The sequence below is a fragment of the Mycobacterium sp. Marseille-P9652 genome (assembly GCF_902652685.1).
Lineage (GTDB): Bacteria > Actinomycetota > Actinomycetes > Mycobacteriales > Mycobacteriaceae > Mycobacterium.
Genome location: NZ_CACRUY010000022.1, coordinates 1 through 14,580 on the forward strand (window position 1 = coordinate 1; position 14,580 = coordinate 14,580).

The 14,580-nt window shown below is 67.9% G+C and carries 9 protein-coding genes; 2 read left to right on the forward strand and 7 right to left on the reverse strand.

From position 1 onward, the window contains the following. Positions 1–256 precede the first annotated feature (256 nt). Positions 257–670 (forward strand): hypothetical protein, encoded by a 414-nt coding sequence (locus GPY60_RS13595; RefSeq protein ID WP_156688204.1) that lies wholly within the window; start codon positions 257–259, stop codon positions 668–670. A gap of 149 nt (positions 671–819) precedes the next feature. Here the strand turns inward: GPY60_RS13595 and GPY60_RS13600 are convergent, their stop codons facing one another. The 4 genes from GPY60_RS13600 to GPY60_RS13615 form a co-directional block, all read right to left on the reverse strand. Continuing rightward, the gene (locus tag GPY60_RS13600) at positions 820–4,770 is read right to left on the reverse strand and encodes a DNA-directed RNA polymerase subunit beta' (RefSeq protein WP_156688205.1); all 3,951 of its coding nucleotides are present in this window, start codon (positions 4,768–4,770) and stop codon (positions 820–822) included. Positions 4,771–4,813: 43 nt separating this feature from the next. After that, positions 4,814–8,266 carry a DNA-directed RNA polymerase subunit beta gene (rpoB, locus tag GPY60_RS13605; RefSeq protein WP_231639644.1) on the reverse strand — a complete coding sequence of 1,151 codons (3,453 nt, stop codon included), beginning with the start codon at positions 8,264–8,266 and terminating at the stop codon, positions 4,814–4,816. Between the two features lie 575 nt (positions 8,267–8,841). Then, positions 8,842–9,852 carry an ABC transporter ATP-binding protein gene (locus tag GPY60_RS13610; protein WP_156688207.1) on the reverse strand — a complete coding sequence of 337 codons (1,011 nt, stop codon included), beginning with the start codon at positions 9,850–9,852 and terminating at the stop codon, positions 8,842–8,844. 169 nt (positions 9,853–10,021) lie between these two features. Next, on the reverse strand, positions 10,022–11,530 hold the full coding sequence (locus tag GPY60_RS13615) for a carotenoid oxygenase family protein (RefSeq protein WP_156688208.1): 1,509 nt from the start codon (positions 11,528–11,530) through the stop codon (positions 10,022–10,024). Between the two features lie 62 nt (positions 11,531–11,592). On the opposite strand from GPY60_RS13615, the gene GPY60_RS13620 reads away from it, so the two are divergent. Next, a complete protein-coding gene (locus tag GPY60_RS13620) occupies positions 11,593–12,300 on the forward strand; it encodes a TetR/AcrR family transcriptional regulator (RefSeq protein WP_156688209.1) in 708 nt (235 codons plus the stop codon). Positions 12,301–12,351: 51 nt separating this feature from the next. On the opposite strand, the gene rplL is transcribed toward GPY60_RS13620, so the two are convergent. The 3 genes from rplL to GPY60_RS13635 form a co-directional block, all read right to left on the reverse strand. Then, positions 12,352–12,744: a 50S ribosomal protein L7/L12 gene (rplL, locus tag GPY60_RS13625; protein WP_156688210.1), complete on the reverse strand. Its 393-nt coding sequence runs from the start codon at positions 12,742–12,744 to the stop codon at positions 12,352–12,354. Between the two features lie 30 nt (positions 12,745–12,774). Beyond that, the gene (gene rplJ, locus GPY60_RS13630) at positions 12,775–13,404 is read right to left on the reverse strand and encodes a 50S ribosomal protein L10 (protein ID WP_156688211.1); all 630 of its coding nucleotides are present in this window, start codon (positions 13,402–13,404) and stop codon (positions 12,775–12,777) included. Positions 13,405–13,654: 250 nt separating this feature from the next. Next, a complete protein-coding gene (locus GPY60_RS13635) occupies positions 13,655–14,575 on the reverse strand; it encodes an ROK family protein (protein WP_156688212.1) in 921 nt (306 codons plus the stop codon). Positions 14,576–14,580 lie beyond the last annotated feature (5 nt).

The following is a 14,580-nucleotide window of genomic DNA, read 5'->3' on the forward strand; positions in this document are numbered from 1 at the left end:
CATCTGAACCGCCAACACCCAAGTTCGGCGAGGGACCGATGATCGGCGGAGGACTTCCTTTCGGACCCGAAGTAGTCCCGCCTCCACACGCCCACAAGCACTGGCTCGGCGAAACCAACATTCAAGAATGGGAAGAAGGCCCAGCCGCAAGTCATTAACCCGTTTCCGCGCAAGCGAAAGGACCACTGGAGATCAGCACAGCGGCCAACAGCTTCTGCCCATTACCATTGTCTGACGGTGAGAAAGCATGGTGCTTATGAGCGTGATTCATGCCGAACTATCCGAGAAGCTGCATTTCGGCGATGACGCGGTGTTGCTGGCCATGGACGACGCTGGGGTAAGTGAGGTATTGGCTGCGGTGACTCAGGCGGCGCAACAGGGCTCGGCTCAACTGGACCACGGGGCGACGATTCACCAGTTCCTCATCGAGCCTGGCGCGGCCGAAGTTGAGTTCAACGAAGGTCAAGTGGTGTGGCGGCTCGATCCGGCGAAGGCCGAAGAAATCATCGTGTTGCTGGGGTCCATGATTGGTTCTGACATCCCGGAGGGCCACCACTATGTCGATATCTCCAAGCCTGCAGACACGTTCGTCCTCTCGCGCAACGAGTACCCCCTCAACCAGCTACCCCCCGAAGCGGTGTATCCCCCGCGCGCCAGATCTGCAGATTGAGTAACTGACAAGTGGCGTTCACGCTGCGCAACGGAAAAGCCCCGGACCCAAGGGCCCGGGGCTTTTCCGTTGTGCGCCGACAGTAGCGGGGCGGCTACCCCGGTGGTCCGGCTCCTCAGCGGCTCGTACCGAGCCGCATCGTCGTCGGACTACCGGTAATCGGAATATCCGTAATCGTCCAGCGGGACCGCGGCCCCGGTCGCCTGGCCGAAGTCCGGGCTGTAGTACTGATCCTCGTAGGACGGGATCGTGTACGCAGCGGCCCGGGCCTCCTCGGTGGGCTGCACCTGGATGTTGCGGTACCGGTTGATGCCGGTACCGGCCGGGATCAGCTTTCCGATGATCACGTTCTCCTTCAGACCGTTGAGCTTGTCGCTGCGGCAGTTGATCGCCGCATCGGTCAGCACTCGCGTGGTCTCCTGGAACGACGCCGCACTCAGCCACGAGTCCGTGGCCAGCGACGCCTTCGTGATACCCATCAGCACCGGACGGCCGGCGGCGGGCTCGCCGCCCTCGGCCACCACCCGGCGGTTCTCCGCCTCGAACTCCGCACGGTCGATCAGCGAGCCGGGCAGGAACTCCGTCGCGCCCGAGTCGATGATGGTGACGCGGCGCAGCATCTGGCGGACGATCACCTCGATGTGCTTGTCGTGGATCGACACACCCTGGGCGCGGTAGACCTCCTGAACCTCGCGGACCAGGTGGATCTGCACCTCGCGGGGGCCCTGCACGCGCAGCACCTCGTGCGGGTCGGCCGAGCCTTCCATCAGCTGCTGGCCCACCTCGACGTGGTCGCCGTCGGCCAGCACCTTCTCGGAACCGTCCTCGTGCTTGAACACCCGCAGCCGCTGCCGCTTGGACAGCTTGTCGTAGACGACCTCCTCGCCACCGTCGTCGGGGACGATGGTGATCTTGTAGAAGCGGTCGTCGTCCTCCAGGCGGACCCGCCCGGTGACGTCGGCGATCGGTGCCTTGCCGCGCGGGACGCGGGCCTCGAACAGCTCCTGCACACGCGGCAGACCGCCGGTGATGTCCTCACCGACACCACCCTGGTGGAAGGTGCGCATCGTCAGCTGCGTGCCCGGCTCACCGATGGACTGCGCGGCGACGATACCGACGGCCTCGCCGATGTCGACGAGCTTGCCGGTGGCCATCGACCGCCCGTAGCAGGTCGCGCACACCCCGGTGCCGGTGGTGCAGGTCAGCACCGAACGCACCTTGACGGACGTGATGCCCGCCGCCAGCAGCGCGTCGATCTCCGGGTCGCCCAGGTCCTCGCCGCGCGCGACGACGACGTTGCCCGCCTCGTCGACGGCGTCGGTGCCCAAAGTCCGCGCGTACGCCGAGGTTTCGATGTACGGGTCGCGGATCAGGGTGCCGTCGGCCTGACGCTCGGCCAGCTCGACGACGATGCCGCGCTCGGTCTCGCAGTCGTGCTCGCGCACGATCACGTCCTGGCTGACGTCCACCAGACGACGGGTCAGGTAACCCGAGTCGGCGGTGCGCAACGCGGTGTCCGCCAAGCCCTTTCGGGCGCCGTGGGTGTTGATGAAGTACTCCAGCACCGTCAGGCCCTCGCGGAACGACGACTTGACCGGGCGCGGGATGAACTCACCCTTCGGGTTGGTCACCAGGCCCTTCATGCCGGCCAGCGTCCGGGTCTGCGTGAAGTTACCCGTGGCGCCCGAGTCGACGATCGTGATGATCGGGTTGTCGCTCGGGTAGTGCTCGCGCAGCGCCTGGCCGACCTCGTCGGTGGCTTCCTTCCAGATCTCCACCAGCGCCTCGTTGCGCTCGTCGTGGTTCAAAGCGCCACGCTGGAACTGCTTTTCGACCTTCTCCGCGCGCTCCTCGTACTGGTCGAGGATCTCCTTCTTGCGCGGCGGAACCAGCACGTCGGCCATGGAGACCGTCACACCGCTGCGGGTCGCCCAGTAGAACCCGGCGTCCTTGAGCTTGTCGACGGTCTGCGCGACCACGATCATCGGGTAGCGCTCGGCCAGGTCGTTGATGATCGAGGCCTGCACCTTCTTGTGCATCTGCTTGTTCACGAACGGATAGCCCAGCGGCAGCAGCTCGTTGAACAGCACGCGGCCCAGCGTGGTCTCGGCCATCCAGGCGTCGCCCGGCTGCCAGCCGTTGGTGCCGAACAGCTCGGCCTCGATCTCGGCCGGCGGACGCAGCTGCGTCAGGCGCACCTTGATCTTCGCGCGCACCGACAGCACGCCCCGGTCGGACGCCATGATGGCCTCGGCCGGCGAGGAGTACACGCCGACCTCGGGCTCGTCCTTGGCGGCGGCCTGGTACTCGCCCTTGTCGCCGGCGACCTCGGTGGTCAGGTAGTACAGCCCGGTCACCATGTCCAGTCGCGGCATGGCCAGCGGGCGGCCCGAAGCCGGCGACAGGATGTTGTTCGACGACAGCATGAGGATGCGGGCCTCGGCCTGCGCCTCGGCGGAGAGCGGCAGGTGCACGGCCATCTGGTCACCGTCGAAGTCGGCGTTGAACGCCTCACACACCAACGGGTGCAGCTGAATCGCCTTGCCCTCCACCAGCATCGGCTCGAAAGCCTGGATGCCCAGCCGGTGCAGGGTGGGCGCGCGGTTGAGCAGCACCGGGTGCTCGGCGATGACCTCTTCCAGCACGTCCCACACCTGCGGACGCTGACGCTCCACCATCCGCTTGGCGCTCTTGATGTTCTGCGCGTGGTTGAGGTCGACGAGCCGCTTCATCACGAACGGCTTGAACAGCTCGAGCGCCATCAGCTTGGGCAGGCCGCACTGGTGCAGCTTGAGCTGCGGGCCGACCACGATGACCGAACGGCCCGAGTAGTCGACACGCTTGCCGAGCAGGTTCTGGCGGAACCGGCCCTGCTTGCCCTTGAGCAGATCGCTCAACGACTTGAGCGGACGGTTGCCCGGCCCGGTGACCGGGCGGCCGCGACGGCCGTTGTCGAACAGCGCGTCCACCGACTCCTGCAGCATCCGCTTCTCGTTGTTGACGATGATCTCGGGGGCGCCGAGGTCGATCAGCCTCTTGAGGCGGTTGTTGCGGTTGATCACGCGGCGGTACAGGTCGTTGAGGTCACTCGTCGCGAACCGGCCACCGTCGAGCTGCACCATCGGGCGCAGTTCCGGCGGGATCACCGGAACCGCGTCGAGCACCATGCCCATCGGCGAGTTGCCCGACTGCTGGAACGCGGCGACCACCTTGAGGCGCTTCAGGGCGCGAAGCTTCTTCTGTCCCTTGCCGCTTCGGATGACCTCGCGCAGCGAGTCGGCCTCGGCGTCGATGTCGAAGTTCTCGATCAGCTTCTGGATCGACTCCGCGCCCATGGCGCCGGTGAAGTACTCGCCGTAGCGGTCGACGAGCTCGCGGTAGAGGTTCTCGTCGACGATCAGCTGCTTGGGGGCCAGCTTGGTGAAGGTGTTCCAGATGTCCTCCAGCCGGTCCAGCTCACGCTGGGCCCGGTCGCGGATCTGGCGCATCTCCCGCTCGCCGCTGTCCCGAACCTTGCGCCGCGCATCGGCTTTCGCGCCCTCAGCCTCCAGCTCGGCCAGGTCGGCCTCGAGCTTCTGCGCGCGGGCCTCCAGCTCGGCGTCGCGCTGGTCCTCGACACCCTTGCGCTCGACCATCATCTCGGCCTCGAGCGTGGAGAGCTCGTTGTGCCGCATCTCGTCGTCGACCGCCGTGATCACGTAGGCCGCGAAGTAGATGATCTTCTCGAGGTCCTTGGGCGCCAGGTCGAGCAGGTAGCCCAGCCGCGACGGCACGCCCTTGAAGTACCAGATGTGCGTGACCGGGGCGGCCAGCTCAATGTGTCCCATCCGCTCGCGGCGAACCTTGGCGCGGGTCACCTCGACGCCGCAGCGCTCACAGATGATGCCCTTGAAGCGCACGCGCTTGTACTTGCCGCAGTAGCACTCCCAGTCGCGAGTGGGTCCGAAGATCTTCTCGCAGAACAGGCCGTCCTTCTCCGGCTTGAGCGTGCGGTAGTTGATGGTCTCCGGCTTCTTGACCTCGCCGTAGGACCACTGCCTGATGTCCTCCGCGGTGGCCAGGCCGATACGGAGTTCATCGAAGAAGTTGACGTCTAGCACGTAACTCCCTTTCCCCTTGCGGGTTTAGTGACTTCGAAAGTTGTTAAGCCAGGTCCTCGACGGAGGCGGATTCGTTGCGGGACAAGTTGATTCCCAGGTTGGCCGCGGCCCGCTCGAGATCCTCGTCCTCGCCCTCGCGCAGCTCGATCGCCGCGCCGTCGCTGGAGAGCACCTCGACGTTGAGGCACAGCGACTGCAGCTCCTTGAGCAGCACCTTGAACGACTCCGGGATCCCGGGCTCGGGAATGTTCTCGCCCTTGACGATCGCCTCGTAGACCTTGACCCGGCCGACGGTGTCGTCGGACTTGATGGTCAACAGCTCCTGCAGCGTGTACGCCGCACCGTAGGCCTGCATGGCCCAGCACTCCATCTCACCGAACCGCTGGCCACCGAACTGCGCCTTACCGCCCAGCGGCTGCTGGGTGATCATCGAGTACGGGCCGGTGGAGCGCGCGTGGATCTTGTCGTCCACCAGGTGGTGCAGCTTCATGATGTACATGTAGCCGACGGTCACCGGGTACGGGAACGGCTCACCGCTGCGGCCGTCGAACAGCACCGCCTTGCCGTCGCCGTCCACCATCACCTCGTTGTCCCGGTTGGGCAGCGTCGAGCCCAGCAGGCCCTGCAGCTCGGCCTCCCGCGCGCCGTCGAACACCGGCGTCGACACGATGGCGTCGGGCTCGGCGTGCAGCAGGTCCTCCGGCAGGTTGGCGGCCCAGTCGGGCGTGCCGCCGGCGGTGTCGACCTTCCACCCGGACTTGGCCACCCACCCGAGGTGGGTCTCCAGGATCTGGCCGATGTTCATCCGTCGCGGCACACCGTGCGTGTTCAGGATGATGTCCACCGGGGTGCCGTCCGGCAGGAACGGCATGTCCTCCTGCGCCAGGATCTTGCCGATCACACCCTTGTTGCCGTGCCGTCCGGCCAGCTTGTCGCCATCGGAGATCTTCCGCTTCTGGGCCACGTAGACGCGGACCAGCTCGTTGACGCCGGCCGGCAGCTCGTCGTCGTCCTCGCGGGAGAACACCCGGATGCCGATGACCTTGCCGGACTCGCCGTGCGGCACCTTCAGGGAGGTGTCGCGGACCTCGCGCGCCTTCTCGCCGAAGATCGCCCGCAGCAGCCGCTCCTCCGGGGTCAGCTCGGTCTCACCCTTGGGCGTGACCTTGCCGACCAGGATGTCGCCGTCGCGGACCTCGGCGCCGATGCGCACGATGCCCCGCTCGTCCAGGTCCGCCAGCACCTCGTCGGAGACGTTCGGGATGTCCCGGGTGATCTCCTCGGCGCCCAGCTTGGTGTCGCGGGCGTCGATCTCGTGCTCCTCGATGTGGATCGACGTGAGCACGTCCTCCTCCACCAAGCGGTTGGAGAGGATGATCGCGTCCTCGTAGTTGTGGCCCTCCCACGGCATGATCGCCACGAGCAGGTTCTTGCCCAGCGCCATCTCGCCGTTCTCGGTGCACGGGCCGTCGGCGATGACCTGCCCCGCCTCGACCCGGTCCCCCGCGTCGACGATCGGCGACTGGTTGGCGCACGTGCCGTGGTTGGAGCGGGCGAACTTGCGCATCCGGTAGGTGTGCCGGGTGCCGTCGTCGGCCATCACGGTGATGTAGTCGGCCGAAACCTCCTCGATCACGCCGGCCTTGTCGGCGACGACGACGTCGCCGGCGTCGATCGCGGCGCGCAGCTCCATGCCGGTGCCCACCAGCGGCGCCTCGCTGCGCACCAGCGGAACCGCCTGGCGCTGCATGTTGGCGCCCATCAAGGCACGGTTGGCGTCGTCGTGCTCGAGGAACGGGATCATGGCCGTGGCCACCGACACCATCTGGCGCGGCGAGACGTCCATGTAGTCCACCTCGGACGACGGCACGTACTCGACCTCGCCCGCCTTCCGGCGGACCAGGACGCGCGACTCCTCGAACCGGCCCTCGGCGTCGATCGGCGAGTTGGCCTGCGCCACGACGTGGCGGTCCTCCTCGTCGGCCGTCAGGTAGTGGATCTCGTCGGTGACGACACCGTCGACCACCCTGCGGTAGGGCGTCTCGATGAAGCCGAACGGGTTGACCCGGGCGTACACCGACAGCGACCCGATCAGGCCGATGTTCGGCCCCTCCGGGGTCTCGATCGGGCACATCCGGCCGTAGTGCGACGGGTGCACGTCGCGCACCTCCAGGCCGGCGCGCTCACGGGACAGACCGCCCGGGCCCAGCGCCGACAGGCGGCGCTTGTGGGTGAGGCCCGACAGCGGGTTGTTCTGGTCCATGAACTGCGAGAGCTGGCTGGTGCCGAAGAACTCCTTGATCGCCGCCACGACGGGGCGGATGTTGATCAGGGTTTGCGGCGTGATCGCCTCGACGTCCTGGGTGGTCATCCGCTCGCGGACGACCCGCTCCATGCGGGACATGCCGACCCGGATCTGGTTCTGGATCAGCTCGCCCACGGTGCGCAGCCGGCGGTTGCCGAAGTGGTCGATGTCGTCGGTCTCGACCGGCACCTCGACGCCGCCCGGGACCGTCATCACCGACTGGCCCTCGTGCAGGCGGACCAGGTACTCGATGGTGGCGACGACGTCTTCCTCGGTGAGGGTGGTCGTCGTGATCGGGCTGTCGGAGCCCTTGGCGTTCAGCCCGAGCTTCTTGTTGACCTTGTAGCGGCCGACGCGGGCCAGGTCGTAGCGCTTCTCCTTGAAGAACAGGTTCTCCAGCAGGGTCTGCGCGGACTCCTTGGTCGGCGGTTCGCCCGGGCGCAGCTTGCGGTAGATGTCGAGCAGCGCCTCGTCGGTGCCGGCGGTGTTGTCCTTCTCCAGCGTCGACATCATGATCTCGGAGAAGCCGAACCGCTCGGTGATCTGCTCGGCGGTCCAGCCCAGCGCCTTGAGCAGCACGGTGACCGGCTGGCGGCGCTTGCGGTCGATGCGCACGCCGACGGTGTCGCGCTTGTCGACGTCGAACTCCAGCCACGCGCCGCGGCTCGGGATCACCTTGACGCTGTGCAGCAGCTTCTCGGTGGACTTGTCGATGGTCTCGTCGAAGTACACGCCCGGCGAACGGACCAGCTGGCTGACGACCACGCGCTCGGTCCCGTTGATGATGAACGTGCCCTTCTCCGTCATCATCGGGAAGTCGCCCATGAACACCGTCTGGCTCTTGATCTCGCCGGTGTTGTTGTTGATGAACTCGGCGGTGACGAACAGCGGGGCCGCGTACGTCATGTCCTTGTCTTTGCACTCGTCGACCGGCGCCTTGACCTCGTCGAAGCGGGGGTCGGAGAACGACAGCGACATCGAGCCGGAGAAGTCCTCGATCGGCGAGAGCTCGTCGAGCACCTCTTCGAGGCCGCCCTTGGGCGCGGCCTCGCCGCGCTCCTGGGCGCGCTCGCGCCAACCGGGCGAGCCGATCAGCCACTCGAACGAGTCGGTCTGCACGTCAAGCAGCCCCGGAACCTCGAGCGGTTCGCGGAGCTTGGCGAATGAAACTCGGTTGGGGGCCCCCGGCACGGAGCCGTTTGAGGAACTGCCGTTTGTGGGACTTCCCTGAGAGGAACTCTGTGGGCGATCCGACTTGCGGAGATCTGCCAAGATGCATCCTTCCAGCACCTCGTGCGACTCACGAAAACCCAAGAGAGCCGGTGCCCGCCGGGACTGTTCGCCGCAACAATTATCTTCAGTTAGGCCGGCGAACGATCTGACCCGGACCTCACGCGCACAACTGAATAGCTGAGCCGCTGAAGGGGGCTCAGACTAAGACCACGGTGTCAAGTGGCGGGTGAGGTGGGCAGGAAGTAGCCAGCGCAACGTCCAACAATAGCGCAGGACGGCGCATTCCTCAACTACCCAGCATCGTGGCCGTCCCGGGGACATCGGCGCTGGCTGGCGATCACGAATTTCCCTGAACAGATACGGCACATGCTGCCCAACAGACTGACCCGTTTCGGCCGCCCCGTCAAGAGGACGTGGCCGCCGTGACGCCAACTTATCGCGAATTTAGCGTGCGGCGCCTTCGGCCGTGCACAGCCCGGCGAGGGCCCGCCCGGCGGTGCCCAAATCGGGATGGCTGGTCCCAGTGGCGCGGTTCAGTGACCCCACTGGTCGGACTGGTACTGGTGCGTGCCCTCGAGGTCGTCGAGGATGGCGGCCTGCGCCTTCTTGGGCAGCGTGTGCAGCATCTCGCGCACCCGGGCCTGGCGGCGGCCGACGGCCTTGCGCTCCGGCATGCCAGGCGACGCGACGATCTGCGGGGGCACACCCTCGATCTCCTCAACACCGCCGGCGTGCTGGCCGGCGTCGACCGCGGCCTGCTCCTCGGCCATGGTCGCCTCGTCCTTCTCCTCGGACATGCCGATCGGCCCGATGCGGCGGCCGTTGAGGAACTGCCGCACCACCGGCTCGTCGCTGGTCAGCAGCACCTCGCGCGGGCCGAACATGACCAGCTTGCGGCGGAACAGCATGCCCATGTTGTCGGGCACCGTGCGGGCGATGTTGATGTTGTGCGTGACGATGAGGATGGTCGCGTCGATCTGGGCGTTGATGTCCAGGATCAGCTGGCTCAGGTAGGCCGTGCGGACGGGGTCCAGACCGGAGTCGGGCTCGTCGCAGAGGATGATCTGCGGGTCGAGCACCAGGGAGCGGGCCAGGCCGGCGCGCTTCCGCATACCGCCGGAGATCTCGCCCGGGAACTTCTTCTCGTCCCCGCCGAGGCCGACCATCGTCAGCTTCTCCATGACGATGTCGCGGATCTCGCTTTCCTTCTTCTTGGTGTGCTCGCGCAACGGGAAGGCGGTGTTGTCGTAGAGGTTCATCGACCCGAACAGGGCGCCGTCCTGGAACATCACGCCGAACAGCGTGCGGATCTCGTAGAGCTCCTTGGCCGAGCACTCGATGATGTCGGTGCCGTCGATGACGATCGACCCGCGTTCCGGGCGGAGCAGGCCGATCAGCGACTTCAGGAAGACGGATTTGCCGGTACCCGAGGGACCGAGCAGAACGCTGACCTCACCCGCGGGGATGGTCAGCGTCACGTCCTCCCAAATCCGCGAGGGTCCGAAGGACTTCGTTAGTCCGTTGACCTCGATAGCGATGCCCATGGGAGACCCCTCCGTCTACGCGTGCGCCTGCCACCTGCCCTTTTGTGTGGCATCAGTCACTGTAGCGCACGGTTGGGCAACGGCATCAGGGTTGGACGGGACCGCGGGCAAATATTGGCCGAGCCGAGATCACGGCGCACCGCGCCCGGTGGGCGTTACTGCACGCGCGTTAGCTCGGCGCCCAGTTGCCGTGAAAGCCCATCGGCACCCGCTGCGGCAGGTGCACGGTCGCCATCGGCTCGAGCGTCTGGGCGTCCACCACCAGCAGCTGGCCCTCGTCCCGGCCGCCGTGATAGCCGTAACCCATCAGGACGCCGTCGTCCTCGGCCCGGGCTGACGGGTTGGGCACGAAGGACATCTCCCCGATGCGCAGATCCGGGTCGAGCGATGCGGTTTCGCAGGAGCCGGTCTCGTAATCGTGCTTGTACAACGACGTCGACGAGCCCGACTTCCCGTCGCCGAGGTAGCCGAAGCCGACGGTGTACCCGAAGCGGTGCCTGGACCCCAGCCGGCCCTCGTCGATTCGCGGGAACTCCTGGGGCCGGTCGTCGCGTCGCTCGGCGCTCACCGCGCCGGTCGTCAGGTTGATCGTCCAGCGGTCCAGGGTGGGCGGGCAGTCGCCGGGGCCGTGCCGGTCGCGGTCGAACATCCGCTCGTAGCTCACGACGTCGAGCACCAAAAACTCGTGGCCGTCCCGCATCTCGGAGTAGGCGTTGAGCGGGTGGTAGACGTAGCACGGTTCGATCTCGAACCAGCGGATGGCATCCTTGCCCGCATTGCTCCCGTGGCCCTCGCGCGGCATCACGCCGATGCGCGCCGGGTAGCGGGGGTTCCACGAGTAGGGCATCCGGTCGGAGTGCTTGGGGTTGCGGTTCATCATCGCGGTGATCGGATCCGGCACGCGGACCCGTCCGATCAGCGACTGCAGCGCCAGCCGGGCCGGAACGCTCAGCCAGCGCGGCGCGTTCACCGGCAGCACCTGCACGGGGTCGAACGTGACCGGCAGGTCGTAGATGACGACGTATTTCTCCGTCAACGAGAAGTCGTGCATCATCGGGGACCCCGACACCTCGATGTCGACCGTGCGGCGGGCCCGGCCCCGGGTGTCGATCACCGAGTACTGGACGGTGCGGCCGCGGGCGTAGGAGTAGGAGACGGCGTGCAGTTCACCGGTGCGGGGGTCGCGGTGCGGGTGGGCCGTGTAGCCGCCGTACAGGGTGCCGTCGAAGTCGCAGGTCCCGACGGTGTCCAGGTCGTCGGTGAGTTCGTAGTTGGCGACACCGCCCTCGACCAGCGCGAGGGTCCGTCCGGCGTGGGTCAGCACGTTGGTGTTGGCCCCCATCGACACGATGCCGGCCCGGGGGTCGAGCCGGCGCGGCGCCGGCTCACCCAGCGTGGCGCACACGGACAGGCTGCGCACCCAGCGGTTGCGGTACCAGCGCGCCTTGCCGTCGCGCAGCGCCACGCCGTGCACCATGCCGTCCCCGCTGAACCAGTGATAGGTGGCCGGGTCGACCTCGGCGGCGGGGTTGGGGCCGTTGCGCAGGTAGCGCCCGTCCAGGTGTTCGGGAAGGTGGCCGGTGACCGGCAGGTCGGTGGCGGTCACTTCGGCGTCCACGGGCGCCAGGAAGCCCTCCAGGTAGGGGTTGGCGGTTTCGGCGGTTTGCATGGACGTCACGTCTGAGCTCCTATAACATCGTTATTACAGCGTTATAGCTAACCTACGCCCCGAATGCGAAAATGGCAACGATGGCTTCTGAGATGGTTTCTGGTTTGACCCCTCCGCTGGAGCGCAGCGTCCGTGACGAAATGCTGCGCGCCGCCGTCGACCTGCTGCACGAGCACGGCCCCGACGCGCTGCAGACGCGGAAGATCGCCGGCGCGGCCGGCACGTCGACGATGGCGGTCTACACCCATTTCGGCGGGATGCGGGGCCTGGTCGCCGAGCTCGCCGACGAGGGATTCCGCCAGCTCGACGCCGCGCTCACGAACCCGGAGAGCGCCGACCCCGTCGCCGACCTGTTCGCGCTGGGCGCCGCGTACCGGCGCTACGCGATCGGGCGCCCGCACCTGTATCGACTGATGTTCGGCAGCACCAGCGCCCACGGCATCAACGCGCCGGCGGGCAACATCCTGGGTCTGCCGGTCGCCGAGATCGAGCGGCACATCCCCAGCTTCGCGCGCCTGGTGCGCGCGGTGCAGCGCTGCATGCGCGCGGGGCGGATCACCGTCGGGTCAGCCGACGACGACGCCACCGTGGTTGCGACGGCCGCACAGTTCTGGGCGATGCTGCACGGGTTCGTCATGCTCGAACTGGGCGGCTTCTACGGCGACGACGGCGCGGCTGTCGCGCCGGTGCTCGACGCGATGAGGTCGAATCTACTTGTGGCGCTTGGCGATTCGCCCGATCTGGTGGAGCGGTCGCGGCTGGCCGCGGCTGGCGGCTGAGCGCACGAAACCCCCGGAACGCAGGCGTTCCGGGGGTTTTCGCGGCGTGACTTACTTGACGGTGACGCTGGCGCCGGCGGCCTCGAGCTTGGCCTTGGCCTCGTCGGCGGCCTCCTTGGTGACCTTCTCCAGCAGCGGCTTGGGGGCGCCGTCGACGAGGTCCTTGGCCTCCTTCAGGCCCAGGCCGGAGACGATCTCGCGGACCACCTTGATGACACCGATCTTCTTGTCGCCGGCGCCCTCGAGGATGACGTCGAACTCGGACTGCTCCTCGGCGGCCTCGGCGGGCGCGCCGCCGCCGGCCGGGCCGGCCGCGGCAACGGCGACCGGGGCGGCCGCGGTGACCTCGAAGGTCTCCTCGAACTTCTTGACGAAGTCAGAGAGCTCGAGCAGGGTCATCTCCTTGAACGCGTCGAGCAGTTCGTCGCTGGACATCTTTGCCATGGTGTGGGTCCTTCCTGGTTTGGGTGGGGTTTATTCGGCTTCTGCCGGTGCTTCGGCGGGCGCCTCGGCGGATGCTTCGGTGGGCGCCTCGGCGGATGCTTCGGCGGGGGCTTCGGCCGGTGCTTCGGCGGCCGGTGCAGGAGCTTCTGTTGCCTTCTTCTCCTGCAGCGCGGCCGCGAGCCGGGCCATCTGCGAGGCCGGGGCGGCGAACAGGCCGGCCGCCTTGGCGAGGTTGCCCTTCATCGCACCGGCCAGCTTCGCCAGCAGCACCTCGCGCGACTCCAGGTCGGCGATGCGCTCCACCTCGGACACCGTCAGCGGGTGGCCGTCCATGTAGCCGCCCTTGATGACCAGGGCCTTGTGCTCGCGGGCGAAGTTCTTGATGGCCTTGGCCGCGTCCACCGGCTCACCGGTGACGAACGCGATGGCCGTCGGGCCGGCGAACAGCTCGTCGAGCCCCTCGACGCCGGCCTCCGTGGCGGCACGCTTGATCAGCGTGTTCTTGGCCACCGAGTAGGTGGCCGAGCCGTTCAGCGAACGGCGCAGCTCGGCGAGGTTCGCCACCGTCAGGCCACGGTATTCGGTGACCAGGGTCGCGGTGGAATTCCTGAACTGCTCCGTGATGTCTGCGACGGCGGTGGCCTTATCAGCCCTGGCCATGCACACCTCCTGGGGGTGAAAGTCTTTCCTCGACGTGTCGTCTCGACCGACCGGAGAACGACGAACGCCCCGGCGCAGGAAACGGCCGGGGCGTGAAGACGCGCCGGGCAAGCCGGCGCTGATGCCTCGTCCTCCTGCGTGGGCCGCCGGGATGCTCCCGGGCCTTCGACCGATTTCTCGGTGACCGACGGTCTTCGGTGGATCGGCACCCAGGATAGCGTGACCGGCGCGCCCGGCCAAAACCGTCGCGTTATGCCGGCGGCGGGCCGATCGTCGCCAGGCGGGCCGCACCCACGAGACCGGCGTCGCCGCCGAGCTCGGCCGGCGCGACGCGCAGGCCCGCCAGGAAGTCCAGGCCGGCGTAGGAGGCCAGCGCCGTGCGCAGCGGGTCGAACAGCAGGGGCCCGGATTTCGCGACCCCGCCCCCGATGACGACAAGGTCGAGGTCGCACACCGCCGCCACCGAGGCGATCATCGCCGCCACCGCGTCGGCGCCACGCCGAAAGGCGGCCTGCGCCAACGCATCTCCGGCCGCCGCCGCGGCGGCCAGCTCCCGGGCGCCCGCCCCGGGCGGGGCCGCCCACCCGTTCTCCCGCGCCCAGCGCACCATCGACGGGCCGGACGCGACGGTCTCCACGCAGCCCCGCCCGCCGCATGCGCAGGGCCGCCCACCCGGGTCGACCACGACGTGGCCGACGTGGCCGGCGTTGCCGGTGCGGCCGGAGTAGGGAACGCCGCCGAGGATCAGGCCGCCGCCCACACCGGTGGACACCACCATGCCCAGCAGGAAGGCCGAGCCGCGGCCCGCGCCGCGCCAGTGCTCCCCCAGCGCCATGCACAGCGCGTCCCCGGCGAGGGCGACGGGCACGCCGGGCGTCATCGCGGCGACCCGGTCGCGCAGGGGGAAGCCGCGCCAGGACGGGATGTTGACCGGGCTGACCGTCCCGCTGTCCAGGTGGATCGGACCCGCCGACGCGATGCCCACCGCCGCGACGGGACCCCCGGCCGCACCCAGCGCGTCGGTCACGCTCGCGGCGACCGCGGCCCACACGTCCTCGGCGCCGGCCCCGGGTGGAGTGGGCCTGGTGGCGGTGTAGGTCAGCGCGCCGGCGGCGTCGGCCAGCCCCGCCGCGATCTTGGTGCCGCCGATGTCCAGGCAGAGGGTAAGCATGGCGA